This is a genomic window from Gilvimarinus sp. DA14 (assembly GCF_024204685.1).
Classification (GTDB): Bacteria; Pseudomonadota; Gammaproteobacteria; order Pseudomonadales; family Cellvibrionaceae; genus Gilvimarinus.
On sequence record NZ_CP100350.1, the window covers coordinates 2564754 to 2591469 of the forward strand.

The window sequence follows — 26716 nt, forward strand, 5'->3', positions numbered from 1 at the left end:
ATCGCCTATTTTTTTGTCGGACGCTGCCAACCAGAAATATTACGTTGCTTAGCCCTGGCGATTGCCAAATCATCAATCTCTGTAGTGCGGGTAATCGTACTGCCTGCACCCACAGTGGTACCTGCTGCCAGAACCACTGGAGCCACCAGCGCCGAGTTTGAGCCAATAAACGAGTTGTCACCAATCTCGGTGCGAAACTTGTTTACGCCGTCGTAGTTACAAGTAATGGTGCCAGCGCCGACATTCACTCCATCACCCATGGTGCAGTCGCCAATGTAGCTTAGGTGATTCACCTTACTGCCAACACCGATTACTGACTTTTTCACTTCGACGAAGTTTCCTACTTTGGCGTTTTTTTGCAGCACACTGCCAGGGCGCAAGCGAGCATAGGGGCCAATGGTGCAGCTTTCGTTAATTTGTGCACCGTCGATAATGCTGTTGGCCTCAACCACAGTGCCAGCAGCCAGGGTAGAGTTACGAATAACGCAGTTCGGGCCCAGACGAACACCATCGCCCAGGTGCACCTTACCTTCAATGACCACGTTGATATCAATCTCTACATCTTGATCGAAACTAAGGCTGCCGCGACAGTCAAAACGAGCCGGATCCTGCAATGCCAAGCCTTCGGACATGAACTTATCGGCCAGATAAGCCTGATAAGCACGCTCCAATGCCGCCTGTTGGCGCCGATCATTTACTCCTTCAACTTCCCAGACAAACTCTGGCTGAGCACTATTGACGACTATATTTTCCGCGGCAGCCTTGGCAATAATGTCGGTTAGGTAGTACTCGCCCTGGGCATTGTCGCAGGAAAGCTCTGGCAACCATTTTTTTAACAAGTGCACCGGCACCGCCATGATGCCAGTGTTTATTTCATTAATTGTGCGCTGCTGCTGCGTCGCGTCTTTTTCTTCCACAATGGCAATAATATTTCCCGCACTATTTCGCAGCATGCGCCCATAGCCTTTAGGGTTTGGCAAATTTACGGTTAAGACCGCGAGCGAATTTGAATCCGTTTGCGCAACCAATGACTCAAGTGTTTGTTTTTGGATCAGAGGCACATCACCGTAAAGAATCAGTGCCACCGCGTCGTCGCGAAGGTAAGGCAACGCCTGAGCGACCGCGTGACCTGTACCCAGCTGTTCACGTTGCTCTACTGTGGTTATTTCATTGGAAGTAAAGCCTGCGATCACCTGTTCTTTAGCAAAGCCAACCACAACAGTGGGGCTAGTGCCCGCCGTCAGTAGTTGTTGGGCAGTATCCACTACATGGCGCAGTAAAGGCTTACCGGCGATCGTTTGCATCACCTTGGGTTTACTTGAACGCATGCGGGTACCTTTGCCCGCCGCTAATATGACTATATCCAGCATGACTACTCCTCCTAGCGAAGCTGCATAATAACAATTCGACTCTGCGCTGACTGTGCTTTTCTTTTACGCAATAAAAAAGGGTGGCCTGAGCCACCCTTTTTCAACAACAGCGCGATAATGTTACGACCGCGTTTTGCGACGCACCGCTTGCAGTGCACGCAACTGTGCAGAGGCTTCCGCCAACTGAATCGCCGCCTTGGAATAATCAATATTCCCAGCTTGGCTCAGCAGTTTGCTCGCCGCTTCTTTCTTGGCTTCTTCGGCTGCCGCTTCGTCCATATCACCAGCGCGCAGAGCCGTGTCTGCCAAAATAGTGACGTGGTTGGGCTGCACCTCTAAAAAGCCGCCAGAAACATAGTAAACCTCTTCTTCACCGCCTTGCTTTTTAATACGCACAGGACCAGGCTCCAGCGCAGTAAGCAGTGGGGCGTGGCCGTAGTTAACCCCCAGATCACCCTGAGAGCCTGTAGCAACCAGCATTTCTACCAGACCAGAAAAGATTTCGGTTTCTGCACTGACGATATCGCAGTGGAGTGTCATGGCCATAATCCCGCCTCTTAAGCTTGTGGGATGAACGCGGCTAGGCCGCGCTCAATCACTTCATTTTCTCAGCTTTCTCGATGGCTTCGTCGATGGTGCCAACCATGTAGAAAGCCTGCTCGGGCAAGTGGTCGTAATCGCCGGCCAAAATACCCTGGAAACCGCGAATGGTTTCTTTCAGAGAAACGTAAGTACCGGGAGAGCCGGTGAATACTTCCGCTACGTGGAAAGGCTGAGACAGGAAGCGCTCGATCTTACGGGCGCGGGCAACGGTTTGCTTATCTTCTTCAGACAGCTCGTCCATACCCAGAATCGCAATAATGTCTTTCAGCTCTTTGTAGCGCTGCAGAACAGTCTGCACACCGCGAGCACAGTCGTAATGCTCTTGACCGATAACCAGTGGGTCAAGCTGACGCGAGCTGGAATCCAGTGGGTCAATCGCCGGGTAAATACCTTTTGCCGCAATATCACGAGACAGTACAACGGTAGAGTCCAAGTGAGCAAAGGTGGTAGCCGGCGACGGGTCGGTCAAGTCATCCGCGGGAACGTAAACCGCCTGTACCGAAGTAATAGAACCGGTTTTGGTCGAGGTAATACGCTCCTGCAGTACCCCCATCTCTTCGGCCAGAGTCGGCTGATAACCCACTGCAGAAGGCATACGACCCAGCAGTGCCGATACTTCGGTACCAGCCAAGGTGTAACGGTAGATGTTATCGACGAACAACAGAACGTCTTTACCTTCGTCACGGAACTTCTCAGCCATAGTCAGGCCGGTCAGTGCAACACGCAGACGGTTACCCGGTGGCTCGTTCATCTGGCCGTAAACCATGGCAACTTTGTCCAGTACGTTGGACTCTTTCATCTCGTAGTAGAAGTCGTTACCTTCACGAGTACGCTCACCCACACCGGCGAATACAGACAGACCGCTGTGCTCTTTCGCGATGTTGTTGATCAACTCCATCATGTTTACGGTTTTACCTACACCGGCACCACCGAACAGACCAACTTTACCACCCTTGGCGAACGGACAAACCAGGTCGATAACTTTAATACCGGTTTCCAACAACTCGTCAGAAGCGGCCAGCTCTTCGTAGGCAGGCGCTTCGCGGTGAATTTTCATCCGCTCTTGCTCGCCGATGGGGCCGGCTTCGTCGATGGGGTTACCCAGTACGTCCATAATACGGCCCAGGGTTTCTTTACCCACAGGCACTTTAATCGCATCTTTGGTGTTTTCTACATCCAGACCGCGACGCAAACCTTCAGACGAGCCCAGTGCAATGGTGCGTACCACACCGTCGCCCAATTGCTGCTGCACTTCCAAGGTCAGGTTTTTCTCGGTGATGGTCAGTGCGTCATATACCTGAGGCACAGCATCGCGCGGGAATTCCACGTCGATCACGGCGCCGATAATCTGTACGATACGTCCGCTACTCATTTCCGGTTCCTCTTTATTTCAGGCTTTGGCCTGAAGGTTTAAGCTAAATTCTTTTCTCAGGGCCGGGCGATTAGGAAATCGCCGCAGCACCGCCCACAATTTCCGACAACTCTTGGGTAATCGCCGCTTGACGTGCTTTGTTGTATACCAACTGCAGCCCGTCGATAAGCTCACCGGCATTGTCGGTGGCGCTTTTCATTGCGATCATCCGCGCAGCCTGTTCACAGGCGCCGTTTTCTACCACAGCCTGATAGACCTGGGTTTCAACGTAGCGCTTTAACAAAACGTCCAACAGTGATTCGGCGTCTGGTTCGTAAATGTAATCCCAGTGATGCTGAATCGCTTCGTCTTGCTTGGGCTCAAGCGGCAACAGCTGCGATACATAGGGGTCGTGAGTCATTGTGTTAACAAACTCATTGCCCACTAAGTACAGCTTGTCGATATTTTCCTCGGCGTAGGCATCCAGCATCACTTTGATTGAACCAATTAAATCGGTCAGTGCGGGTGCTTCGCCAATATCGCGGGTGCTGGCCAAAACCTTGCCACCAAATTTATTAAAAAATGCCTGAGCTTTAGCACCAATCAAACACAGATCGATTTCTATGTTCTGATCAGAGTAGCTCTTCATTTTTTTCAGGGCAGCTTTAAACAGGTTAATGTTCAAGCCACCACATAAACCCCGGTCGGTCGACACAATTACAAAGCCCACGCGCTTAACTTCACGCTGCTCCATAAAACTGTGCTTGTACTCAGGGTTGGCGTTTGCCAGATGTCCGATCACTTCACGCATACGCGAGGCATAGGGTTTGCCTTTTTGCATACGCTCTTGAGCTTTACGCATTTTACTCGCGGCGACCATGTTCATCGCGCTGGTAATTTTTTGCGTACTCTTAATGCTCGAAATCTGTGTGCGTATTTCTTTTGCGCCTGCCATTACTCCGGCCCTCGAGATTTCTTTAGGTGGTGCGCAATGCGCACCACACCATTACCAGGTTTGGCTGGACTTGAACTTCTCAACCAAGGCTTTGAACTGCTCTTCCAGCTCGCCATTCCAATTACCGGTTTCGTTGATTTGCTTCATCAACTCACCGTGCTCAGCATCGGCGTAAGACAAGAGGGCAGCTTCGAAGTCGAGAATTTTCTTAACTTCGATATCTTTCAAGTAGCCTTCGTTGGCGCAGTACAGAACCAGACCCATTTGCGCAATGCTCATGGGCGAGTACTGCTTCTGCTTCATCAGCTCGGTCACACGCTCACCGTGCTCAAGCTGAGATTTAGTCGCTTCATCCAAGTCGGAGGCAAACTGCGCGAAAGCTGCCAGCTCGCGGTACTGGGCAAGCGCGGTACGAATACCACCAGACAGTTTCTTGATAATCTTGGTCTGCGCCGAACCACCTACACGAGATACCGAAATACCGGCGTTCATGGCGGGACGAATGCCCGAGTTGAACATGTCAGCTTCCAGGAAGATCTGACCGTCGGTAATAGAAATTACGTTAGTCGGTACGAACGCCGAAACGTCACCAGCCTGAGTTTCAATAATCGGCAGTGCGGTCAAAGAACCGGTTTTGCCTTTTACTTCACCGTTAGTGAATTTTTCTACGTAGTCTGGGTTTACGCGCGCGGCACGCTCCAGCAGACGTGAGTGTAAGTAGAAAACATCACCTGGGTAGGCTTCACGGCCCGGTGGGCGACGCAGCAGCAGAGAGATTTGACGATATGCCCAAGCTTGCTTGGTCAAGTCATCGTAAATAATCAGAGCGTCTTGACCACGGTCACGGTAGTACTCACCGATGGTACAACCGGCAAACGCCGCGAGGTACTGCATGGAAGCAGGGTCTGATGCAGTCGCCGCAACCACTACGGTGTGATCCATAGCGCCGTGCTCTTCCAGTTTGCGTACAACACTGGCAATAGAAGAAGCTTTCTGACCGATGGCAACATAGATACATTTAATACCAGAATCTTTCTGGTTAATGATCGCATCTACGGCAATGGCCGATTTACCGATTTGACGGTCACCAATGATCAGCTCACGCTGGCCGCGACCGATTGGCACCATTGAGTCAACCGCTTTCAAACCAATTTGCACAGGCTCGTCTACCGATTGACGCCAAATTACGCCCGGGGCTACTTTTTCAATGGCATCGGTTTCTTTGGCGTTGATGGCGCCCTTACCGTCGATGGGGTTACCCAGTGCGTCGACAACACGCCCTTCCAGTTCCGGGCCCACAGGTACTTCAAGAATACGGCCAGTACACTTACAGGTTTGACCTTCGGCAATACCGAAGTAATCACCCAGAATTACGGCACCTACGGAATCTTGTTCAAGGTTCAGCGCCATACCATAGACGCCGCCTTCAAACTCAATCATCTCACCGTACATCACGTCCATCAGGCCGTGAATACGAACAATACCGTCAGATACTGATACAACCGTGCCCTCATTGCGGGCTTCGGATGACACATCGAGGCTCTCGATGCGCTGTTTAATAATTTCGCTAATCTCGGATGGATTCAGCTGCTGCATGCTTTGTTCCTCAATCCTACGAATTGATTGCTTTGGCGAGTTTCTCTAACCGACCGCGCATGGAGCCGTCGATGACTAAATCACCAGCCTTGATAATCGCGCCAGCGAGCAGTTCAGAATCAACTGCGGTGCTGACTTTAACCTTGCGTGCCAGCTTGGCACTGAGGGCATCCGCCAGTTTCTTCTCGCTGGCATCATCCAACTCAAAGGCAGTCGTCAGTTCTACATCGACAGCTTGCTCTTCGGCGGTTTTCAGCGCATCAAAAAGGGTGAATACCTCGGGCAACAAAGCCAAGCGCTTGTTTTCGGCCAACAGCTCGACAAAGTTTTTCACTTTGCTGTCCAACTCTTCGCCGCAAACACTTAGCAGGGTGCTCGCCTGCTGTTCGGGAGTCAGGGCAGGGGAGGTAATAACATCCTTCACCTTGCCATACTCGCTGACAATCGCCAGGGTTTTCAGTTGTGTTGCCCAACTCGCAAGATCGCCATGGTCGCGGGCAAATGCAAACGCCGCTTTGGCATAGGGTCTTGCGAGGGTAGTCAGTTCAGCCACAATTCACCTCACTTACAAACTGGCAGCCAGTTTGTCGATCATGTTTTTGTGTGCGGACTGGTCAACAGAAGACTCGAGAACTTTCTCGGCACCAGCAAACGCCAGGGTCGCCACCTGTGAACGCAACTGCTCTTTCGCGCGGTTCACTTCCTGCTCTACCTCTGCCTGGGCCGCCGCTTTGATGCGGTTAGCCTCTTCGCGGGCCTGCTCTTTCGCTTCTTCCACAATCTGAGTAGCGCGCTTGTTAGCAGATTCCAGAATACTGGCTGCTTCAGTTTTGGCATCGCGCAACTCATGCTTTGCCTTTTCCTGAGCCAGTTCCAGATCTTTACTTGCGCGATCTGCTGCGGCCAGACCATCGGCAATTTTCTTTTGACGCTCAGTCATGGCCGCAGTGATGTGAGGCCATATGTACTTCATGCAAATAAGCACGAAGACGATGAACGTAATGGACTGTCCAATGATGGTTAAATTAAGGTTCACGCCGACACCTCTGTTATGGGAAGTTTCTGTGCGTTAATACAAGCGTTAGCTTATGCCAGGCCCGGTACGGTAACGAACAGAATGTACATAGCGATACCCACGCCAATCATCGGTACAGCATCAAGCAGACCGGCGATCAGGAACATTTTACCTTGCAGCATAGGAGCCAGTTCAGGCTGACGGGCAGAACCTTCCAGCAGCTTGCCACCCAAAATGGCGAAACCGATAGCGGTACCCAGTGCACCCAAACCAATCAACAGCGCTACAGCGATCAGTGCTAAACCCATGGTAAATCTCCTCGATTTTTAAAGATAAAGGTAAAAGTTAAGTTAAAGATTAATGCGTAAACTGGTCTTCATCGTCGTTATGGAAAGCCATTGCCATATACACAATGGTCAGCACCATAAATACAAACGCCTGAAGGGTAATCACAATAATATGGAACAGCGCCCAGCCCAGCTGTAGTACACCCGCAAACAGGCCGAGGATCAGACCAGCACCAAACATGGTGGCGATCAGAATAAAGATCATTTCACCCGCGTAGAGGTTACCGAACAGTCGCAGCCCCAGTGAAATAGGACGCGCCAGTAGGGTCACAGACTCCAACGCAAAGTTAATCACGATAATCAAAGGTGCGAGAATAATACCGGCGCCCTTGGTGGGCGGATGGAAAGGGTGGAAGGTCAGCTCTTTGACAAAGCCGACAAAACCTTTCTCACGAATACTGAACGCAATCATCAAGAAGAACACCGTAAAACCCATACCCAGAGTAATGTTCGGGTCGGTAGTTGGTACTATCTTGAAGTAGAAATGAGGATCACCTGCAACCCAGGCAGCCAACTGCGGTATCAGATCCACCGGCACCAGGTCCATCAGGTTCATGAGGAAAATCCAAACAAAAATCGTCAGCGCCAGCGGAGCAACGAAACGGCTTTTGTACTGAAAAGCGTCTTTAACGGTTTTGTCGATAAATTCAATGATCGCTTCAACAAAGTTGAGCATACCTGTGGGAACACCCGCATGAGCTTTTGATGCTCCCCAGCGGAACAGGGCAAGAAAAATAATCCCCAAGCCTATGGACCACAACATAGAGTCCAGGTGGATGGCATTAAAGCCCATGGCTGACATTTCTTCTGAGCAATGTGCCACTGTCCAGCCGGTGGTTTCCTGCACACTTTTGCCATCGCAATAGGTGCCGGCAGGTAATTTACCGTAGGTCCAGTTGGTCAAGTGGTGCTGGATATATTCGGTGGTCGTAGGTGCGTTACCGTCCGCTGCCATCTGCAATCTCTCAACTTGTGTAATAAAACGTTTGTTTACCAGCTCGGCTGGCTTTAGCGGCGGTTTAACACCGCTGCTGTAACAATCATTTGTGCAATTTGCGCCGTAACAAAAGCGCATAAAAAAACCGGTAGGCTAATACGCACATCCCGGGTAAAAACCACCGCGAACAATACGGCGGTCAGTAATAACTTGGCTGATTCGGCCCGGTAAAACCGGCTAACACTCTGGCGTACTGCCGTCGCACCGCGAATTTGCCCGGCAAGCCTGGCAAATACCATGGCAGGAACCAGGCAAACAGAAAATCCCCAGAGTATTGAAATCCCCCAAAGTGGTTGCCAGTACAGAACTGGCCCACTAATGACACACAGTGCTAACCACAGCATTACCAGGTATCTAAAAACCGGGAGCTTGGCTAAAACAGCCGATGTCTGACGGCGTGCCCAGGGCATCGATTCTCTCTTTTGCTGCCTATTTGTTGGCATTCAGTCGATTTCGCCGTTACTGGCTTTACTGCAGCTTACAGATCAGCTGCAAAGCCGCCGCATTATAGGGGTTTTATTACAGGCCTTTCAACAGCAACCGCGCCATTTTCGCTCAGTTGGGGGTAGATACGCCCCGAATTTGGGCAAATAACAGCAAATCAACCATTAACGCTTCTTAACTGGCCAGACCAATCCCTGTGGATAACCCCGAAAACGGAGCGCAAAGCCTAGCAGGGTCTAAGGCAAAAGTTAAGGTGGACAAATAACGCAGGCGCGAAAAAACGGTCTTCTGATTTTTATTGGATATGAGCGAGAATGCCGTCTAACTCATCCAGGTTGTTGTAACTGATGACTAACTTACCCTTACCTTTGCTGGAATGCTGGATACTGACACCGGCACCCAGTGTTTCGGAAAGCTCAGTTTGCAGGCGTTTAATATCTGCCGATACTTCCACGGGGGCGGCAGGGGGGTTGTCTTTTTCTTCTTGCAGCTTGCGCACCAGAGCTTCGGTCTGACGCACAGTAAGCCCTTTGGCCACGATAATCCGACCCGCTTCACGCTGCTGTTCGGGAGAGAGAGTTAGCAGGGCGCGGGCGTGTCCCATTTCCAGGTCGCCGTGCTCCAGCAGCTTTTTCACCTCATCGTCGAGCGCGATCAATCGCAGTAAGTTGGTTACCGTGGTGCGGGATTTACCCACCGCCTGGGCAACTTCTTGTTGAGTTAACTCAAACTCGTCCTGCAGCCGCTTAAGGGCAATGGCCTCTTCAATGGGGTTTAAATCTTCACGCTGGATGTTTTCAATCAGCGCCATGGCGATGGCCGCTTCGTCGGGCACTTCGCGCACGACCGCGGGGATTTTATCCAGGCCCGCTAGCTGAGTCGCGCGCCAGCGTCGCTCCCCGGCGATAATTTCGTATTTGTCGTCGCCGATGGGGCGCACCACAATCGGCTGCATCACGCCCTGAGCCTTGATGGAGTCGGAAAGCTCCTCCAGCGCTTCAGGGTGCATATCGCGACGGGGCTGATATTTCCCCCGTTGAATCAGCTCTACCGGCAGCTGCATTAGCTTGCCATCGGCGGGAATGGTCGGTGCAGAGGCTTGTGTTTGCGGGCTGTTATCCGAGGGAGTGCCTACTTTGGGTGCGCTGACGCCAGCGCCCAAGAGCGCGTCCAAGCCTTTGCCCAAACCTTTGCGTTTTCCTGCCATGGGGTTACCTGTTTAAAACTTTCAGCGCTCAATGCGCGATTTCGGGTTGAATAGAATCGGCCGCTTCATTTTGATCGTTGCGACGCAGGATTTCGCCTGCCAGCGCCAGATAGGCCATGGCCCCTTTGGATTGACGGTCGTACACCAAAACCGGCTGACCATAGCTCGGGGCTTCGGCAAGACGCACATTACGGGGGATGCAGGTGCGATAAACACGGTCGCCAAAGTGCTGGTGCAGCTGCGCCGAAACATCGTTGGTCAGACTGTTGCGAGGATCGTACATGGTGCGCAAGATACCCTCAATTTTCAGCTCGGGATTGAGCACCTGCTGAATTTGGCCGATGGTACCCATCAGCGCCGACAACCCCTCAAGGGCGTAGTACTCACACTGCATGGGGATGATCACACCGTGACAAGCGGCCAGAGCGTTGAGCGTGAGCATGTTCAGCGATGGTGGACAGTCGATCAGGATGTAATCGTATTGCGCAGAAACCTCTTTCAACACCACATCCAATCGACGCTCTTTGTTGGCGAGCGACAACATTTCCACCTCGGCGGCGGTCAGATCACCATTGGCGGGCAGCACGTGGTACTTGCCCTCTTCTGAAACCACCAGGCAGTCAGCTATTGGCGCACGATCAGTCAAAACGTCGTACACGGTTTCATCCAACTCGGACTTATCGATTCCACTGCCCATAGTGGCGTTGCCCTGTGGGTCCAGGTCCACCAGCAACACCCGTTTTTTGGTTGCCACCAGCGATGCCGCCAGATTGACGCAGGAGGTGGTTTTGCCGACCCCGCCTTTTTGGTTTGCAATGGCGTAAATCTTGGTCAAGTGGTTATCCTTTTTTCGTAGCCTTCGCGCAAAAGGTCTCTATTGTGTGGCAGTTGCGAACGCCGGGCAAGCGCTGACAGAGGTTAACTCTGTTTTCGCCGGATAATCAGCAGATGTCGCTCACCCTCTTCGCCGGGTACCTGCAATTCAATACTACTCAGCAACTCGTAAGCTTCGCGAATTTCATCCAACTCAACTTGCGGGAACTGCCCCTTCATAGCCAAGAACTGGCCATTGTCGCTCAAAAGGTGGCGACACCAATGGGTCATATCCGCGAGGCTCGCAAAGGCCCGGCTGATCACAGTGTCAAACAGCGACTCAGGCTTGAGGGACTCAACACGACAGTTTTCCACCGTCACATTCTCAAGCCCCAACAGGGTTTTCACGTGAAATAAAAACCGGGTTTTCTTGCCGTTGCTGTCCAGCAAAGTAAATTTTTTCTCTGGGTAGCAGATCGCCAGTACGATGCCAGGCAAGCCGCCCCCAGTGCCCACGTCAATCAGGTTTTGCCCGTGAATATGCGGCACTACGGCTAAAGAATCCAGTAGGTGACGCCCCAACATCTGCTGAATATCGCGTACTGCGGAAAGGTTATATGCCTTGTTCCACTTGGCAAATTCCTGCAGATAATCCAGCAGAAGGCCCTGCTGTGCGTCGCTCAGAGATACGCCCAAGCTGGCAGCGCCCTCCTGCAGCTGGCGCTGCAAAGTACCGCGATCACTCATCAGCAAGCCTCGGCCTGACGCCGATTGAGCAAGCCCCGCTTTTTCAGGTAAATCAGAAGCAGCGACACAGCTGCCGGTGTCACCCCGGGGATACGTTGAGCACGGGCGAGGGTTTCGGGGCGCGCATCACTGAGCTTTTGCTTCACTTCGTTGGATAAACCGTCCACCGCGTTAAAATCAAAATCCACCGGAAACAGCGTGTTTTCGTGGGCGCGCAAGCGGTCGATTTCCTCTTGCTGGCGGGAAATATACCCAGAGTATTTCGCATCAATCTCGATTTGTTCGGCCACCGCTTCACTGTCGCAGGCTTCCCCCTTCAGGTTGGCGACATCGGCGTAGTGCAGTTCAGGGCGTTTGAGCAAATCAAACAAACTGTATTCGCGGGTCAGTTTACTTTTCACCTTGCCTTCCAGCGCTTGCGCTTCGGCTGAGCCCGCCTGCACCCAGGTGTCTTTGAGACGCGCGCGCTCACGCTCTACAGCCTCACTTTTTTCACAAAATGCCTGCCACTGGGCATCATCCACCAAGCCCATGGTGCGACCAATTTCGGTCAAGCGCTGATCGGCGTTATCTTCGCGCAGCAACAAGCGATATTCCGCCCGGCTGGTAAACATGCGATAGGGCTCTCGGGTACCCATGGTAATCAGGTCATCCACCAGTACTCCAAGGTAGGCCTCGTCGCGACGCGGACACCAGGCCTCTTGTTCGCGGGCGCGCCGCGCCGCGTTCAAACCGGCGAGCAAGCCCTGGGCGCCCGCCTCCTCGTAACCGGTGGTGCCGTTGATTTGCCCGGCAAAATACAAGCCGCCAATTACTTTGGTTTCCAGCGAGTATTTCAAATCCTGTGGATTAAAATAATCGTATTCGATCGCATAACCAGGGCGAGTGATGTGGGCGTTTTCAAACCCTTTGATTGAGCGCACCAAGTTCATTTGCACGTCAAAGGGCAGGCTGGTGGAAATGCCATTGGGATAGAGCTCATGCGTAGTCAGTCCTTCGGGCTCGATAAACACCTGATGACTGTCTTTGTCGGCAAAGCGATGAATCTTATCCTCGATAGACGGGCAGTAACGCGGACCAACCCCCTCAATCACACCGGAGTACATGGGCGAGCGGTCCAGTCCGCCGCGAATCACCTCGTGGGTTTTCTCGTTGGTATGAGTTATCCAGCAGCACACCTGTTGGGGCTGCATCTCGCGGTTGCCACGAACTGACATAACGGGCCGAGGTTCATCGCCCCACTGCTCCTGCAAGTCGGAAAAATCCACCGATTTGGCGTCGATACGGGGCGGGGTACCGGTTTTTAAACGATCGACGCGCAACGGGTATTCACGCAACCGCTTGGCGAGGGCTTGTGCTGGCGGATCGCCAGCGCGACCGCCGCTGTGATTTTGCAGGCCTATGTGAATAACACCGCCAAGGAAGGTGCCGGTGGTTAACACCACCTGATTGGCCTGAAATTTCAGCCCCATTTGGGTGACTACGCCACGAACTTCATCATTCTCAACAATCAGATCATCTACTGCTTGCTGGAAAATCCATAAATTCGGCTGGTTTTCCAATGTATGTCGAATGGCGGCTTTGTAGAGCACGCGATCGGCCTGCGCACGTGTAGCTCGCACTGCCGGTCCTTTGCGAGCGTTAAGAATTCTGAACTGAATCCCCCCGGCATCGGTTGCCAAGGCCATAGCGCCCCCCAGGGCATCAATTTCTTTGACCAAATGGCTTTTGCCAATGCCCCCAATAGCAGGGTTACAGGACATTTGTCCCAAGGTTTCAATGTTGTGGGAGAGCAGCAGGGTCTTGCAGCCCATGCGGGCGGCGGCCAGACAGGCTTCGGTACCGGCATGACCGCCGCCGACAACGATTACGTCAAATTTTTCAGGGTAAATCATAGCCTGCCTCGCGGCGCTTGGAAAAATGGGCGCACATTATAGAGCGGTTCATCCAGTTGTACAAAACATGTCCAATCTTTATTCATTCTTTAAGTTATTCAAATAAATATTTAATAAGTAAATAAATAAGAATTTATATATATAGATTGAATTTATAGTGATAGTAGGTAACGGCACTGTCTGTGGAAAATCCTATTTTATTTAACTAAATCAATAGATTATAAAAAGTGTAACCAGACAGAAAAGATGCTGGGAAGCTGCCTGAAGGCCGTTATTAACCTATGGATGAAACAGCGACTTGTCCCCAGAAATCAGAAAGCCGCAGTTATCCCCAATTTCGTCTTCAAGTTGTTCAGCCGAATTGCACAGGGTTATTTGAAAAAGCGCTTACTTATTAAGCAAAATAGTTGTTAAAACAAGACTTTATGGGATAAACCTGTGAACAAATGTGGATAGTTTCTGTAAGTTAGCTAATTACATCCCTAAAATCTGTGGATAACCTTATCCAGCGACTGTGATTAACCTAATTTAAAGCCGCGACCGGAGTACAACAGTGGATATTTGGCAGCAACTGAATGACGAGTTTTTTTCTGGAAATTTGGCACTGGATAGCCGCGTGCCTGTAGCCGGTGGGGATATCAGCGACAGTTTTCGGGTGGAGAACACAGACGGTGAGTCGTTTTTTATCAAAGTACATCGCCAAAAAGGGCTGCTAGAGGCCGAATATAACAACCTGCTAAAACTCGATACGGGGGAGCTGGCTTGCCCACAAGCCCTGGGATTTGTCTCTGTAAGTGAGTGTTCGGCGTTGATTTTGCCGTTCTTAGAGCTTCGTGCCCAAGGAGATGAGGCTTTGCTGGGACAGCAGTTGGCACTCATGCATGGTCAGCAAAGCAGCGATGGCCGATATGGGTTGGACTATGACAACTATATTGGTGCCAGTATACAGGTGAACTGCAAGAGCGAGAGCTGGGCAGAGTTTTGGTGGCAGAGTCGTCTGCTGCCTCAGCTACGCATGGCGAAATCTGCCGGGCTGCAAATGGATAAGTGGCAGGGGGTAAAAAGTGCTAACGATAAAATCTTGGCTAGTCATCAGCCCCCAGCCTCGCTTTTGCATGGAGACCTTTGGGGCGGCAACAAAGCCTATTTGCAAGACGGCACCCCGATCGTGTTTGATCCTGCGACTTATTATGGCGATAGGGAGACAGATATAGCCTTTACTCGTTTATTCGGAGGCTTTAACGACGCTTTTTATCGAGCTTACCAACAACAGTGGCCGCTGCCTGCAGGCTGGCAGGTGCGCCAGAGCTTGTACAATCTCTATCATTTACTAAACCACCTCAACCTTTTTGGTACCGGGTATCTGAACTCTGTGCGTACAGCCATTGATGAGGTGATGGAACTCGGTCGGTGAATTGAGGATCTATAGCCGCTCATTCACAGGGAGTTAGACCATGAAAATAGGTAAATGGGTTAAAGCAAACCGCGGCATTATTTTGTTTCTTTTCGGCATGGCGTTTTTTCGCACGGCGGTAGCTGATTGGAACTATGTGCCCTCTGGTTCCATGGAGCCAACCTTGTACCCGGGGGATGTATTGGTTGTGAATAAACTCGCCTATGGGCCGGCGGTGCCTTTTACCCGCTCGCGACTTTGGTCTACTGGCGAGCCTTCGCGCGGCGATGTGATTACATTCTTTCCCTCCCATACCGACCAGTGCCTGGTGAAAAGAGTGGTAGGCGTCCCTGGCGACCGGCTGCGGTTTGCGGGCAGCTCTATCTGGCTTAACGGCGAGCGTTTAACCATTGAGGAAAAAGAGGGGGCGCTTTGGCAAAACCTAACACCGCTGTTGGCCCACAAAGTTCAGCTTTCCACTAGCGACCTTGCTACAGATACATTTAACGGGGAATTTGTGGTGCCCGAGGGCAAATACTTTGTCATGGGCGATAACCGCCATCAAAGTTATGATTCCCGCTACTGGGGTTTTGTGGATAAGTCCCAGGTGGTGGGTAAGGTCGCTGCTGTAGGGCTTAGCCTGTCAGATCGTTTTGTGGAGCGCTTTGCCAGCGATGTCCTTTGACCCCTAACTTACTGATTTATAAAGACTGTCGCCTAGATGTCGGGTTGATGACCTTACCCTGACGGGCGTTCTCGACCACCATAAAGGCTGCAATATCGAAGGAGGCGATTATGAATGTTCGCAAGTTAAGGCTGCAGCGGGGTTGGTCGCAGGAGGAGTTGGCCGAGATGACAGGATTGAGCATCCGCACTATTCAGCGGATCGAGCGCGGCCAGACACCAGCTCTGGAGTCGCGCAAAGCCCTCGCCGCTGTTTTCGATATTGATATCAGTCAATGGCAACCCGAGGACAGCGAGATGAGCAACACCCCAGAAACTACCGCCACCGACCAGCAAGAACAGCAGGCGCTGGAGTATGTGCGTGATCTAAAGGCGTTTTACACAAATGTGTTGACCTATTTGGTCGTTATTCCCTTTTTGTTTTTTATCAACCTGACAACCTCACCTGGGTACCTTTGGGCCTGGTGGCCGACCTTTGGTTGGGGTATTGGTTTGCTTATTCACGGTATCCAAACCTTCGAGGTTTTCAACTTTTTTGGTCCGGGCTGGGAGAAAAAGCAAGTTGAGAAACGGTTGGGTCGGAAGTTGTAAGTAAGTGGCTAGATGTCGGAAGTCTGATGTTAGACGCATAATCCTGAAAGCAGCTCTTCGGGCTTGAAGGGGAGAAACGTCACCCCAAAAATTTTTATTCAGCGTTCAGCGTCAGACCTTACTTCCCGATACAAAACGACGAGAAAATTCGGCCCAGTAAATCGTCCGAGGTAAATTCGCCGGTAATTTCCGATAGATGATTTTGCGCTTCGCGCAGGTCTTCGGCCAGCAGTTCGCCGGCGGCGTGGGTATGTAGTTGTTCCGCGCCTGTCTGCAGGCTTTGTTCGGCGGCGAGCAGGGCATCGATATGGCGTTGGCGGGCGGTAAAGGTGCCCTCGGTGGTGCTCTGATAGCCGATACAGTCTTTTAGGTGTTGCTTCAGATTATCTAACCCTAAACCTGATTTGGCGCTTATCTTTACCGCATCCACAGGTAGCTGATAGCCGTCCACCAGGTCGATTTTGTTGTAAATGACACTGACTTTATCGCTGTGCTGTAGCTTTTCGGTAAATTCCGGCCAGACATTTTCCGGCTGCCAATCGGGGTGGGCGAGGGCTTCTTGGGCGTCGATTAGCAGCAAAATTCGATCGGCCTGGTTGATTTCATTCCAGGCGCGCTCGATACCAATTTTTTCCACCGCGTCCGCGGCTTCACGTAAACCTGCGGTATCGATAATATGCAGCGGCATGCCGTCGATGTGGATATGTTCTTTGAGTACATCCCGGGTGGTGCCGGCAATGTCGGTAACGATGGCGCTCTCGCGCTCTACTAAAGCGTTGAGAAGGCTGGATTTACCAGCATTGGGTTTGCCTGCGATAACGACTCGCATACCGTCTCGCACCAATTGTCCTTGGCGGGCCCGCGCCAGCAATTGCTCCAGTTCAGCGATTATGGCTGTCAGGTCGGCTTCTACCTTGCCGTCGCTGATAAAGTCGATTTCCTCTTCGGGAAAGTCGATAGCCGCTTCCACATAAATACGCAGGGCAATTAACGATTCCACCAGGGCGTGTACCTGGTCCGAGAAAACCCCTTGCAGCGAGCTTAACGCATTGCGTGCGGCCTGCTCGGAGCTGGCCTCGATCAGATCGGCAATGGCCTCGGCTTGCGCCAGGTCGAGTTTGTCATTGAGAAAAGCGCGTTCAGAGAATTCCCCAGGCTTGGCCTGACGTGCACCGAGTTGTTTTACCGCTTCAAGCAGCAGCCCCAATACCACGGGACCGCCATGGCCTTGTAATTCAAGAACATCTTCGCCGGTAAAAGAATTGGGCCCTTTGAACAGCAGGGCTATGCCCTGGTCCAGCTCCTGCTGGCGGCTGTTGTAAAAAGGCAGGTAGTGAGCTTGGCGCGGGGTGAGGGTTTTACCGGTAACGGCGGCGGCAATTGTTTCCGCTTTGGGCCCTGAGACACGGATTATACCCACGCCGCCGCGACCGGGGGCGGTGGCAACGGCGGCAATGGTGTCGGTATTGTTAAGCATTAGCTTTTGGGGTTATCGGCCTTTTCAATTTGCCGGGTAATGACCATCTGCTGTAAGAAGCTTAAGGTGTTGTTGGTTACCCAGTACAGCACCAACCCGGCCGGGAACCACAGGAACATCACCGTAAATACCACTGGCATAAACTGCATGATTTTCGCCTGCATCGGGTCTGGCGGCTCGGGATTGAGGCGCATGGTGAGCCACATGGTAAAGCCCATTAACAATGGCAGGACAAAAATCGGATCTTTAACGGACAGGTCCGGAATCCATAAAAAAGGCGTATGGCGCAGCTCTACCGACTCCATCAGCACCCAATAAAGGGCCAGGAATACCGGCATTTGGATCAGCATGGGCAAACAGCCACCCAAAGGATTCACTTTTTCGTCGCGATAGAGCTTCATGGTCTCTTGCGACATTTTCTGGCGGTCGTCGCCGTAGCGCTCCTTGATGTCTTTCATTTTGGGCGCGAGCTTGCGCATGCGTGCCATCGAGCGGTAGCTGGTGGCGCTCAGTTTGAAAAACAGCGCTTTGATTAATACGGTTAGCAGAATAATCGCCAGGCCCCAGTTACCGATCAGGCCGTGAATCCAATCCAATACACTGAAAAGTGGCTTGGCTAACCACCACAACCAGCCGTAATCGACGGTTAAATCCAGGTAGGGAGCAATCTGTTCCAGCTTGCCTGTATCTTTGGGGCCGGCGTACAGCTGAGACTTAATCGTACCGGTTTGGCCCGGAGCGACAACGAGAGGCGCCGAGGTAAAGCCCATCAGGAACAGGTCTTGATTGCCCAGTTGACGCAAAAAGTAGTTGTTGGTCTGCTCCTGATCTGGAATCCAAGCACTGATAAAGTAGTGCTGCACCATGGAAACCCAGCCACCTTGAGTCTGAGTTTTGAAGCTTTCGTCTTCCAGATCGTCAAAGCTGAACTTTTTGTAACGCTCATCGTTGGTGGTAAGCGCGGCGCCCACAAAGGGCTGCATGCCAAAGCCGGTGCCGGCGTAAGGCTCGTGACTGTCGCGCTTAATTTGTCCGTACAGGCTGGCTTGCCAAGGCTGATCGCCCGTGTTTTCTACCAGGTAGTCCAGCTCGACCCGGTATTCACCGCGATAAAAAGTAAAGCGTTTGGTGATGGTGGCGTTTTGCTGCTGATGTGTCAGGTCAACCACCAGGGTGTCTGCACCTTCTGTGAGTGAATACGCGGCGCTTTCACTGGCAAACACCGGCCGCCCTTCGGCGCTGTCGGTACCGTTTTGACCAATCAGGCCACTTTGCAAACTGTAGGTTTCAGAATTGTTGTTTTCCACCAAAACAAACGGCTGATCTGGCGTATCGATTTCGGCATAGTGCTGCGGCAGTGCCACGTGGACGATATCGCCACCGCGTGTGTTAATGCTCACCTGCAAGGTATCGGTGTTTACCTGAATGGTTTGTGCACTGGCCTGCGGCGTATCGGTACTGGTGTCGGCGCTTTGCGGAACGTCACTGGCAGTGGCTACTGGATTGGGGATGTCTCCGCCGGAGGCTGTGCTGGCCTGTGCTTGTGCCTGGGCAGGTTCAGCCGCCATTTTTGCCTGCTGAAAATCATCCCAGCGCATAATCAGCATAATCACAACGGCGCCCATGGCCGCGAGTAACAGGTTTTTTTGCCAATCCATCTTAAAGTTTGCCATCAGTCAGTTCGTGTTCGTTTTTTCCACCGGGAACCGGATCGATACCGCCGGGGTGCCAAGGGTGGCATTTTAAAAGGCGGCGCACGGTAAGATAACCCCCTTTTATAAAGCCGTGAGTTTTTATTGCTTCTTCACTATAGTGAGAGCAGCTGGGGTAAAAGCGACATTGGTTGCCAATCCAAGGGCTCAACAGGTATCGGTATAAATGTATAAGTTTGATCGCCAGCCAGCTCACGTCTGGTCTCCCGATGCCTGATCCCGTTTACGGATTATGCGTTGCCACTGTTTGCTTAACAGTTTGTGAATGCTTGGATTGTCCAGCTCATCCAAACCCCGGCGCGCCAGTACAATAACATCTAAACCCGCCAATTGATGCTGGTGCTGGCGAAAACTTTCCCGAATCAGACGTTTCACGCGGTTGCGGTCTACGGCGTGGCGGATATTTTTTTTCGCAATCACTAGGCCCAATCTGGCGCAGTCACTTTGGTTGTCACGTGATAGCAAAAGCAGATGCTGATGGGAGGCACGAAAGGGCGCATCGTCAAATACGGCCTTAAAATCGCGAGCGTTTAATAGTCGCTGATGTTTGCGAAACGCGAGAGAGGTGCTCACAGGGGGTGCGGCCTCGGGGTTGGAGCGGTTAGCGCAGTGCAAATACTAAAGGGCACCGCAGTAAGCCCTGCACCAGTGGATTGGTACAAAACTTACAGCAGTGCCCTCGGGGTCACGCAGAGTTGTAAAAGCTTAAACTGCTAAGCTTTTACGACCTTTAGCGCGACGACGAGCCAGTACGGCACGACCGTTTTTGGTGGCCATACGAGCGCGGAAGCCGTGGGTACGGGCGCGCTTCAAAACGCTGGGCTGAAATGTTCTTTTCATGGTTAACCTACCGATTACCTATTCGTTGATCACACAGTGTGCGAAAAAGAGGCGGCGATTCTATAGAAAAATATTCGCTGTGGCAATCGTAAACACAATTTTTTGGTGATTTTTCGAACGCACAGCTTCCACCGTGGTTATACCTTTATTGTTTACAGGTTTATCCACAGATGTTTTCCGTTTTTTATTTTTTGAGTGTTGTCTTACTGCTCTCCTTTATTTTTGTTTATAAGTCTGTGGAAAAACTTTTTATAACCTGAATAAAACCTCTGGAAATTAAAGGTTTAGGCTAATTTTTGGCAATTTCATGGATTAATCCATATTCGTGTGGATAACTAATCCGCTTGGCGTTACACTAGCTGGCTATCGATTGGGGCGGGCCCGCCGTCCCGATTTGACTATAAGTTTTGGGGGTTGGAGATTTTGCCGCAGTCGGTGTGGAATTATTGCGTGTCCAATTTGCAGGAGGAGCTGCCATCACAGCAGTTCAATACCTGGATTCGGCCATTACGAATTGACGAAAATGCCGACGGGCAAAGCCTAAAACTGTTGGCGCCGAATCGCTTTGTGTGCGATTGGGTGTGTGAGAAGTTTCTGGCTCGGATCACCGAGCTGGTAAAACAGTATGATGCCAATTGCGCCATGGATATAGAGGTGGGTGTGGGCGCGCGGCAGGCTTCAAGCCCGCGTTTTAGTAAGCCCAGTCCTTCCTTTAACACAGCCACACCTAACCCTGCTGCTCAGGCCGAGCCGCAAGCCCCAGCGCCACGCCCGAATACATCATCTCCAATAGCCCCAAGCCCTGAGCCACTGGATAAACCTGTCCCAGCCGAGCCAGTAGTTGAAGGTGGTCTAAAGCACCAGGATAACCTTAATCGTGGCTTTTCCTTTGCGAGCTTTGTCGAGGGTAAATCCAACCAACTTGGATTGGCAGCCGCAAGGCAGGTGGCGGATAACCCGGGCGGCGCTTACAACCCTCTGTTTATATACGGCGGGGTAGGCTTGGGTAAAACACACCTGATGCAGGCTGTGGGCAACGAGCTGTTGAAAAAAAACGGCAATGCCAAGGTGATATATCTGCACTCAGAGCGGTTCGTGGCTGATATGGTAAAGGCCCTTCAGCTCAACGCAATTAATGACTTTAAGCGTTACTACCGCTCGGTCGATGCGCTGTTGATTGACGATATCCAGTTTTTTGCCGGTAAAGAGCGTTCTCAGGAGGAGTTCTTCCATACCTTTAACTCTCTTTTAGAGGGTGGGCAGCAAATTATTCTTACCTGTGATCGCTACCCTAAAGAAATTAACGGATTGGAGGAGCGCTTAAAATCCCGCTTTGGCTGGGGATTAACCGTAGCTGTGGAGCCACCAGAGCTTGAGATGCGTGTAGCCATTCTGAAAAAGAAAGCCCATCAGGTGGCGGTGGATTTGCCCGATGATGCGGCCTTTTTTATCGCCCAGCGAATTCGCTCTAATGTGCGCGAGCTCGAAGGCGCCTTAAAAAGGGTGATAGCGAGTGCTCACTTCACTGGTAGACCAATAGATGTGGAGCTTGTACGCGAAGCGCTTAAAGATTTGCTAGCGTTGCAGGACAAGCAGGTTAGTGTTGAAAACATTCAGCGGGTAGTGGGCGAATACTACAAAATAAAAATAGCCGATATGTTGTCCAAGCGTCGCTCGCGCTCGGTAGCCAGACCGCGCCAGGTGGCAATGGCCCTGGCAAAAGAGTTAACCAACCACAGTCTGCCGGAAATAGGTGAGGCCTTTGGCGGCCGCGATCACACCACCGTTTTGCACGCCTGTCGCAAGATTAAAGAGTTGGAAGAAGAAGACGCGGATATTCGCGAGGATTTAAAAAACCTGATGCGATCACTGACCACCTGATTGCGCACATTATTATCAAGGACCTAAAAGAGAACTGCTCATGAAATTTGTCGTTTCCCGAGAGGCATTGATTAAACCCCTGCAACTGGTCGCCGGTGTCGTAGAGCGTCGTCAAACCCTGCCGGTATTGTCGAACGTACTGCTGGTGCTCGAGGGAAGTAAGTTATCTTTAACGGGCACCGATTTGGAGGTTGAGATAGTCGGCCGGGTAGAGCTGGATAACCCGGGCTTGGACGGTGAGGTCACCGTACCGGCACGCAAGTTTGTCGATATTGTTCGGTCTCTGCCTGATGATGCCGTATTGGAGCTACACGAGGAAGATGGCCGAGTGCTGCTAAAAAGCGGACGCAGCCGCTTTACTCTCTCCACCTTACCGGCCAGTGATTTCCCTAATGTAGAGGACGGCCCCAGCGATTTGCAGTTCAGCTGCCAGCAGGGCGAGGTTAAGCGCTTAATTGACCGCACCGCCTTTGCTATGGCACAGCAGGACGTCCGCTATTATTTGAATGGCATGCTGTGGGAGGTGAAACAGGATCAACTTCGTGTGGTCGCGACGGATGGACACCGGATGGCAATGTGTACTCGTTTTGTAGGGGTTAATACCCAGGAAACGGTACAAGCCATTTTGCCCCGCAAAGGTGTGTTGGAGTTGGTGCGCTTGATGAGCGATGGCGAAGAGGTGGTTGATATTAGCCTGAGTGCGAATCATATTCGTGTGACTTCTTCGGACTATACCTTTACCTCTAAACTGGTTGACGGCAAGTTCCCGGACTATGAGCGAGTGCTTCCTCGCGGAGGGGACAAGGTTATGTATGGCTCGCGTAGCGAGTTGAAACAGGCCTTTTCTCGCACGGCAATTCTCTCTAATGAAAAGTATCGCGGTGTGCGGCTGCTGCTGGATAACGGCCAGCTTACTATCGTAGCCAACAACCCCGAACAGGAGGAGGCAGAAGAGCAGCTTACCGTTGATTACACTGGGGATTCGCTGGAGGTGGGCTTTAATGTAAGTTATCTCACCGATGTTACTAATGTGATTGACAGTGATACGGTAAAAATCACACTTTCCGACGCCAACAGTAGCGCTCTGCTTGAGGAGCCCGAAGAGGGTGGCGATTCACTGTATGTTGTTATGCCCATGAGGCTATAAGCTATATTGTATGGCGTTAACCCGGCTGGCTGTCACTAATCTGCGCAATTTGGCTCAGGTAGATATCCAGCCTACAGCCGCTGTAAATCTTATTTACGGCGAAAACGGCTCTGGTAAAACCTCTTTACTGGAGTCAGTAAACCTTCTTTCTATGGGGCGCTCGTTCCGTAGCCATAAAATCAAACCATTAATTACTCAGTCTGCGCCAGAGCTTACCGTGTTTGGGCGGCTAAAGCTTAACGATGTGGAGCTGCCTTTGGGAGTTTCCAGGTCAAGAAATGGCGACTCTCAGTTCCGTGTTCAGGGACGGGCTGTTGAGTCTCTCGCTGAGCTGGCATCCTATCTTCCTCTACAGGTTATCAACGCAGACGCTTTCAGCCTTCTAGAGGGGCCACCCAAGGTTCGGAGGCAGTTTCTAGATTGGTTGGTGTTCCACGTGGAACATGAGTTTTATGCTGTGTGGAAGCAAGCACAGCGAAGCTTAAAACAACGGAACACAATTCTGCGCCGTGGTAGAATAGAAGGTTGTGAGCTGACTCCTTGGAGCCGCGAACTTATCGCGGCGACGGAGCGTATTCAGGCAATGCGGCAATCCAGTTTTGATAAGCTGCTGACCGTATTCGAACCCTTGGTGGCGGAATTTGTAGCGGTTGAGGGGCTAAACCTTGGTTTGTATCAGGGGTGGGAGCGAGATAAGAGTTATGCTGATCTGTTAGAGCAAACCCTGGATCGAGATTTAAAGCAGGGTTTCACCGGCTCTGGGTTTCACCGGGCAGAGATACGGATAAAAATAGCCGGACAAAATGCGGCCGACGTTTTATCTCGTGGCCAGCAAAAGCTTTTAGTGTGCGCCCTCAAGCTCGCTCAGGGACAACTGTTCGAGAAGATCACAGGGCGTAAGTGTGTGTATCTGGTGGATGATCTACCGGCTGAGCTGGATGAAAGGCACCGTCATTTACTGGTGAAATGGTTGAACATATTAAACACTCAGGTGTTTATTACCGGGGTTGATGTAGATCCGCTTATACAGCCTTGGCGGCATTTAAACAGAGATATTAAAGTGTTCCACGTGGAACATGGCGCAATAACAAGTAAAGACTACTCAGGTTAGAAGAGGCCGCAAGGCCTGCTTGCTAAAAAATAGTGGAGAAAACTATGTCAGACGACAAACCCAATTACGACTCGTCCAGTATTAAGGTACTGAAAGGCCTGGATGCGGTTCGTAAGCGCCCAGGGATGTATATCGGCGATACCGATGATGGCACAGGGCTACACCACATGGTGTTTGAGGTAGTGGATAACTCCATTGACGAGGCTTTGGCTGGTTTCTGTTCTGAAATCCGAGTGGTTATTCATCCTGATGAATCTATCTCCGTGTCCGATAACGGCCGCGGCATACCTACTGAAATGCACGAAGAAGGGGTGTCGGCAGCGGAAGTAATTATGACGGTGCTCCACGCCGGTGGTAAGTTCGACGATAATACTTACAAGGTGTCTGGTGGCTTACACGGTGTGGGTGTATCGGTAGTCAACGCCTTGTCTGAAGAGCTTAAGCTGACCATTCGCCGTGGCGGTAAGGTACACGAGCAGGTTTATCACGGTGGTGTACCGCAAAAACCTCTGACGGTAGTGGGTGATACCAGTTCAAGTGGTACTGAAATTCACTTTAAGCCCTCCGCGGAAACTTTTAGCAATATTAAGTTTGAGTATGACCTGCTGGCCAAGCGCTTGCGAGAGCTCTCATTCCTGAACTCTGGGGTACGTATTGTGCTTAAAGACGAGCGCAGTGGCGACGAAGAGGTGTATGAGTATGAAGGCGGTTTGCGCGCATTCGTTGAACACTTGAACACCAATAAAACCCCTATTAATAAGGTGGTTCACTTCAGTGACCAGCGTGAAGACGGTATTGCGGTTGAAGTAGCACTGCAGTGGAACGACTCTTTTCAGGAAAATATCTTCTGTTACACCAACAATATTCCACAGCGCGATGGGGGAACCCATCTGGCGGGCTTTCGCGCCGCGCTGACACGCAGCTTAAATACCTATATTGAAAAAGAGGGGCTGGCTCAGAAAGCAAAAATCAGCACCACCGGCGATGACGCCCGAGAGGGATTGACCGCTATTATTTCGGTGAAGGTTCCAGATCCCAAATTCTCCTCCCAGACCAAAGATAAGCTGGTATCTTCCGAGGTAAAAACAGCGGTAGAGCAGGAGATGAGCGCCAACTTAACCGACTTTTTATTGGAAAACCCACCTGAAGCCAAGGCGATTGTGGGCAAAATGATTGATGCGGCAAGAGCCCGTGAGGCTGCGCGTAAGGCTCGCGAAATGACTCGCCGTAAAGGTGCGCTGGATATCGCCGGCTTGCCGGGTAAGCTGGCTGATTGTCAGGAAAAGGACCCGGCGCTATCAGAACTGTATCTGGTGGAGGGTGATTCTGCCGGTGGTTCCGCTAAGCAGGGCCGCGATCGTAAAACCCAGGCGATCCTGCCACTGAAGGGTAAAATCCTCAATGTGGAAAAGGCACGTTTCGATAAAATGCTATCCAGCGCCGAGGTGGGCACCCTGATCACCGCTTTGGGTTGTGGGATTGGCAAGTCAGAGTTTGACCCGGAGAAACTTCGCTACCATAGCATTATCATCATGACGGATGCCGACGTGGATGGCTCACACATCCGTACTTTGCTGTTGACCTTCTTCTTCCGCCAAATGCGTGAGCTCATTGAGCGCGGCCATGTGTTTATTGCCCAACCGCCCTTGTACAAAATTGCCAAAGGCAAGCAGGAGCAGTACCTGAAAGACGAAGCGGCGCGAGTAGCCTTTTTGACTCAAGCCGCTCTTGAAGGTGCCAGCCTGCACGTAAATGCCGAAGATCCGGGAATACGGGGCGAAGCGCTGGAATCCTTGGTGAAAGAGTTTCGCGCCGTTATGGATACCATTGAGCGCTTGTCGCGCCTGTATCCGGCCGATGTATTGGAGCAAATGATCTATATGCCGTCGGTGAAAGAAGCCGACCTCTCCAACCAGGATGCTATCAGCGCTTGGTGTGAACAATTGCAGGGCAAGTTTACCAACAGCCACCGCGCTGGCGCCGATCGCTACGAAATTACTGTGCGAGAAGACCAGGAGCGCCACCTGTTTTTACCGCACATAGAAATTATCGAGCATGGTGTGGCCTCTGAGTATCCTTTCAACCATGACTTTTTCGCCTCGGGTGAATACCGCGCTATTACTGCTTTGGGAGAAAAGCTGGAAAGCTTGCTGGAAGAGGGCGCCTATGTAAAACGTGGTGAGAAAACTGAAGAAGTAGCAACTTTTGACGAGGCACTGGCCTGGTTAATGAAAGAAGCTGGCCGGGGCTACAGCATCCAGCGCTATAAAGGTCTGGGTGAGATGAATCCAGAGCAGCTATGGGAAACGACCATGGACCCGCAAAGCCGTCGGATGCTCAAGGTTTCCATTCAGGACGCAATCGCCGCTGATCAAATATTCACCACTCTGATGGGTGATCACGTCGAGCCAAGACGAGACTTTATTGAGTCAAATGCGTTGGCTGTGGCTAACTTAGACGTGTAAGTAAGTGCTTACTTTTTAAAACTTAAACCCCCCGTGTGGCATCGTCAGGCGGGGGGTTTTTGCGTCTATAGCTAG

Annotated in this window: 26 protein-coding genes; 7 read left to right on the plus strand and 19 right to left on the minus strand. The window is 51.5% G+C overall.

Annotation, left to right across the window (positions count from 1 at the left end):
• Positions 1 to 5: 5 nt before the first annotated feature.
• From glmU to mnmG, 14 genes are all read right to left on the minus strand, one after another.
• Positions 6 to 1370 (minus strand): bifunctional UDP-N-acetylglucosamine diphosphorylase/glucosamine-1-phosphate N-acetyltransferase GlmU, encoded by a 1365-nt coding sequence (gene glmU, locus NHM04_RS11210; protein WP_254263884.1) that lies wholly within the window; start codon positions 1368 to 1370, stop codon positions 6 to 8.
• A gap of 120 nt (positions 1371 to 1490) precedes the next feature.
• A complete protein-coding gene (locus NHM04_RS11215) occupies positions 1491 to 1916 on the minus strand; it encodes a F0F1 ATP synthase subunit epsilon (RefSeq protein ID WP_020208610.1) in 426 nt (141 codons plus the stop codon).
• A gap of 49 nt (positions 1917 to 1965) precedes the next feature.
• Complete coding sequence (gene atpD / locus NHM04_RS11220) at positions 1966 to 3345, minus strand: F0F1 ATP synthase subunit beta (RefSeq protein WP_254263885.1); 1380 nt, start codon at positions 3343 to 3345, stop codon at positions 1966 to 1968.
• A 70-nt stretch (positions 3346 to 3415) separates the two neighbouring features.
• The gene (gene atpG, locus NHM04_RS11225; protein WP_254263886.1) at positions 3416 to 4279 is read right to left on the minus strand and encodes a F0F1 ATP synthase subunit gamma; all 864 of its coding nucleotides are present in this window, start codon (positions 4277 to 4279) and stop codon (positions 3416 to 3418) included.
• A 51-nt stretch (positions 4280 to 4330) separates the two neighbouring features.
• Entirely contained in the window at positions 4331 to 5875 is a 1545-nt protein-coding gene (gene atpA, locus NHM04_RS11230) for a F0F1 ATP synthase subunit alpha (RefSeq protein ID WP_254263887.1), read from the minus strand.
• 16 nt (positions 5876 to 5891) lie between these two features.
• The gene (locus NHM04_RS11235; RefSeq protein ID WP_254263888.1) at positions 5892 to 6428 is read right to left on the minus strand and encodes a F0F1 ATP synthase subunit delta; all 537 of its coding nucleotides are present in this window, start codon (positions 6426 to 6428) and stop codon (positions 5892 to 5894) included.
• Positions 6429 to 6440: 12 nt separating this feature from the next.
• The gene (locus NHM04_RS11240; protein WP_254263889.1) at positions 6441 to 6911 is read right to left on the minus strand and encodes a F0F1 ATP synthase subunit B; all 471 of its coding nucleotides are present in this window, start codon (positions 6909 to 6911) and stop codon (positions 6441 to 6443) included.
• A 50-nt stretch (positions 6912 to 6961) separates the two neighbouring features.
• A complete protein-coding gene (atpE, locus tag NHM04_RS11245; RefSeq protein WP_020208604.1) occupies positions 6962 to 7198 on the minus strand; it encodes a F0F1 ATP synthase subunit C in 237 nt (78 codons plus the stop codon).
• Positions 7199 to 7247: 49 nt separating this feature from the next.
• The gene (gene atpB, locus NHM04_RS11250) at positions 7248 to 8192 is read right to left on the minus strand and encodes a F0F1 ATP synthase subunit A (RefSeq protein ID WP_020208603.1); all 945 of its coding nucleotides are present in this window, start codon (positions 8190 to 8192) and stop codon (positions 7248 to 7250) included.
• A 53-nt stretch (positions 8193 to 8245) separates the two neighbouring features.
• Positions 8246 to 8578: an ATP synthase subunit I gene (locus NHM04_RS11255; RefSeq protein ID WP_254263890.1), complete on the minus strand. Its 333-nt coding sequence runs from the start codon at positions 8576 to 8578 to the stop codon at positions 8246 to 8248.
• Between the two features lie 395 nt (positions 8579 to 8973).
• Positions 8974 to 9885 (minus strand): ParB/RepB/Spo0J family partition protein, encoded by a 912-nt coding sequence (locus tag NHM04_RS11260; RefSeq protein ID WP_254263891.1) that lies wholly within the window; start codon positions 9883 to 9885, stop codon positions 8974 to 8976.
• 28 nt (positions 9886 to 9913) lie between these two features.
• Positions 9914 to 10720, minus strand: coding sequence for a ParA family protein (locus NHM04_RS11265; protein ID WP_254263892.1), 807 nt, complete (start codon positions 10718 to 10720; stop codon positions 9914 to 9916).
• A gap of 83 nt (positions 10721 to 10803) precedes the next feature.
• Positions 10804 to 11445: a 16S rRNA (guanine(527)-N(7))-methyltransferase RsmG gene (gene rsmG, locus NHM04_RS11270; RefSeq protein WP_254263893.1), complete on the minus strand. Its 642-nt coding sequence runs from the start codon at positions 11443 to 11445 to the stop codon at positions 10804 to 10806.
• Positions 11445 to 13340 carry a tRNA uridine-5-carboxymethylaminomethyl(34) synthesis enzyme MnmG gene (gene mnmG, locus NHM04_RS11275; RefSeq protein ID WP_254263894.1) on the minus strand — a complete coding sequence of 632 codons (1896 nt, stop codon included), beginning with the start codon at positions 13338 to 13340 and terminating at the stop codon, positions 11445 to 11447. The genes rsmG and mnmG overlap by 1 nt, the downstream gene beginning before the upstream one ends.
• Before the next feature lie 553 nt (positions 13341 to 13893).
• On the opposite strand from mnmG, the gene NHM04_RS11280 reads away from it, so the two are divergent.
• The 3 genes from NHM04_RS11280 (at position 13894) to NHM04_RS11290 (ending at position 16008) form a co-directional block, all read left to right on the plus strand.
• Positions 13894 to 14754, plus strand: a complete 861-nt coding sequence (locus NHM04_RS11280) for a fructosamine kinase family protein (RefSeq protein WP_254263895.1) — start codon at positions 13894 to 13896, stop codon at positions 14752 to 14754.
• A 40-nt stretch (positions 14755 to 14794) separates the two neighbouring features.
• Positions 14795 to 15418 (plus strand): signal peptidase I, encoded by a 624-nt coding sequence (gene lepB, locus NHM04_RS11285; protein ID WP_254263896.1) that lies wholly within the window; start codon positions 14795 to 14797, stop codon positions 15416 to 15418.
• A gap of 110 nt (positions 15419 to 15528) precedes the next feature.
• Positions 15529 to 16008 carry a 2TM domain-containing protein gene (locus NHM04_RS11290; protein ID WP_254263897.1) on the plus strand — a complete coding sequence of 160 codons (480 nt, stop codon included), beginning with the start codon at positions 15529 to 15531 and terminating at the stop codon, positions 16006 to 16008.
• A 118-nt stretch (positions 16009 to 16126) separates the two neighbouring features.
• Here NHM04_RS11290 and mnmE read toward each other — a convergent pair whose 3' ends face one another.
• The 5 genes from mnmE to rpmH form a co-directional block, all read right to left on the minus strand.
• On the minus strand, positions 16127 to 17485 hold the full coding sequence (mnmE, locus tag NHM04_RS11295; RefSeq protein ID WP_254263898.1) for a tRNA uridine-5-carboxymethylaminomethyl(34) synthesis GTPase MnmE: 1359 nt from the start codon (positions 17483 to 17485) through the stop codon (positions 16127 to 16129).
• On the minus strand, positions 17485 to 19143 hold the full coding sequence (gene yidC, locus NHM04_RS11300) for a membrane protein insertase YidC (RefSeq protein ID WP_254266628.1): 1659 nt from the start codon (positions 19141 to 19143) through the stop codon (positions 17485 to 17487). Before yidC ends, mnmE begins: the two co-directional genes overlap by 1 nt.
• A gap of 1 nt (position 19144) precedes the next feature.
• Positions 19145 to 19393 carry a membrane protein insertion efficiency factor YidD gene (gene yidD, locus NHM04_RS11305; RefSeq protein ID WP_254263899.1) on the minus strand — a complete coding sequence of 83 codons (249 nt, stop codon included), beginning with the start codon at positions 19391 to 19393 and terminating at the stop codon, positions 19145 to 19147.
• Positions 19390 to 19770: a ribonuclease P protein component gene (gene rnpA, locus NHM04_RS11310; protein WP_254263900.1), complete on the minus strand. Its 381-nt coding sequence runs from the start codon at positions 19768 to 19770 to the stop codon at positions 19390 to 19392. The genes yidD and rnpA overlap by 4 nt, the downstream gene beginning before the upstream one ends.
• Positions 19771 to 19902: 132 nt before the next feature.
• Positions 19903 to 20037 carry a 50S ribosomal protein L34 gene (gene rpmH / locus NHM04_RS11315; RefSeq protein WP_020208591.1) on the minus strand — a complete coding sequence of 45 codons (135 nt, stop codon included), beginning with the start codon at positions 20035 to 20037 and terminating at the stop codon, positions 19903 to 19905.
• 459 nt (positions 20038 to 20496) lie between these two features.
• Here rpmH and dnaA point away from each other — a divergent pair, with 459 nt between their 5' ends.
• The 4 genes from dnaA to gyrB are packed head-to-tail and all read left to right on the plus strand — an operon-like array spanning position 20497 to position 26641.
• A complete protein-coding gene (gene dnaA / locus NHM04_RS11320; protein ID WP_254266629.1) occupies positions 20497 to 21918 on the plus strand; it encodes a chromosomal replication initiator protein DnaA in 1422 nt (473 codons plus the stop codon).
• A gap of 40 nt (positions 21919 to 21958) precedes the next feature.
• The gene (gene dnaN, locus NHM04_RS11325; RefSeq protein WP_254263901.1) at positions 21959 to 23065 is read left to right on the plus strand and encodes a DNA polymerase III subunit beta; all 1107 of its coding nucleotides are present in this window, start codon (positions 21959 to 21961) and stop codon (positions 23063 to 23065) included.
• A gap of 10 nt (positions 23066 to 23075) precedes the next feature.
• Positions 23076 to 24176 carry a DNA replication/repair protein RecF gene (gene recF / locus NHM04_RS11330; protein WP_254263902.1) on the plus strand — a complete coding sequence of 367 codons (1101 nt, stop codon included), beginning with the start codon at positions 23076 to 23078 and terminating at the stop codon, positions 24174 to 24176.
• Between the two features lie 44 nt (positions 24177 to 24220).
• On the plus strand, positions 24221 to 26641 hold the full coding sequence (gene gyrB / locus NHM04_RS11335) for a DNA topoisomerase (ATP-hydrolyzing) subunit B (protein ID WP_254263903.1): 2421 nt from the start codon (positions 24221 to 24223) through the stop codon (positions 26639 to 26641).
• The last annotated feature ends 75 nt before the right edge of the window (positions 26642 to 26716 follow it).

Coding starts and splice junctions, on each gene's coding strand:
- rsmG (WP_254263893.1), bottom strand. CDS start 11,445: ATGAGTGATCGCGGTACTTTGCAGCGCCAGCTGCAGGAGGGCGCTGCC.
- NHM04_RS11215 (WP_020208610.1), bottom strand. CDS start 1,916: ATGGCCATGACACTCCACTGCGATATCGTCAGTGCAGAAACCGAAATC.
- mnmG (WP_254263894.1), bottom strand. CDS start 13,340: ATGATTTACCCTGAAAAATTTGACGTAATCGTTGTCGGCGGCGGTCAT.
- gyrB (WP_254263903.1), top strand. CDS start 24,221: ATGTCAGACGACAAACCCAATTACGACTCGTCCAGTATTAAGGTACTG.
- atpD (WP_254263885.1), bottom strand. CDS start 3,345: ATGAGTAGCGGACGTATCGTACAGATTATCGGCGCCGTGATCGACGTG.
- dnaN (WP_254263901.1), top strand. CDS start 21,959: ATGAAATTTGTCGTTTCCCGAGAGGCATTGATTAAACCCCTGCAACTG.
- recF (WP_254263902.1), top strand. CDS start 23,076: ATGGCGTTAACCCGGCTGGCTGTCACTAATCTGCGCAATTTGGCTCAG.
- yidC (WP_254266628.1), bottom strand. CDS start 19,143: ATGGATTGGCAAAAAAACCTGTTACTCGCGGCCATGGGCGCCGTTGTG.
- atpG (WP_254263886.1), bottom strand. CDS start 4,279: ATGGCAGGCGCAAAAGAAATACGCACACAGATTTCGAGCATTAAGAGT.
- atpB (WP_020208603.1), bottom strand. CDS start 8,192: ATGGCAGCGGACGGTAACGCACCTACGACCACCGAATATATCCAGCAC.
- NHM04_RS11290 (WP_254263897.1), top strand. CDS start 15,529: ATGAATGTTCGCAAGTTAAGGCTGCAGCGGGGTTGGTCGCAGGAGGAG.
- atpA (WP_254263887.1), bottom strand. CDS start 5,875: ATGCAGCAGCTGAATCCATCCGAGATTAGCGAAATTATTAAACAGCGC.
- NHM04_RS11260 (WP_254263891.1), bottom strand. CDS start 9,885: ATGGCAGGAAAACGCAAAGGTTTGGGCAAAGGCTTGGACGCGCTCTTG.
- glmU (WP_254263884.1), bottom strand. CDS start 1,370: ATGCTGGATATAGTCATATTAGCGGCGGGCAAAGGTACCCGCATGCGT.
- mnmE (WP_254263898.1), bottom strand. CDS start 17,485: ATGCTTAACAATACCGACACCATTGCCGCCGTTGCCACCGCCCCCGGT.
- NHM04_RS11255 (WP_254263890.1), bottom strand. CDS start 8,578: ATGCTGTGGTTAGCACTGTGTGTCATTAGTGGGCCAGTTCTGTACTGG.
- atpE (WP_020208604.1), bottom strand. CDS start 7,198: ATGGGTTTAGCACTGATCGCTGTAGCGCTGTTGATTGGTTTGGGTGCA.
- rpmH (WP_020208591.1), bottom strand. CDS start 20,037: ATGAAAAGAACATTTCAGCCCAGCGTTTTGAAGCGCGCCCGTACCCAC.
- lepB (WP_254263896.1), top strand. CDS start 14,795: ATGAAAATAGGTAAATGGGTTAAAGCAAACCGCGGCATTATTTTGTTT.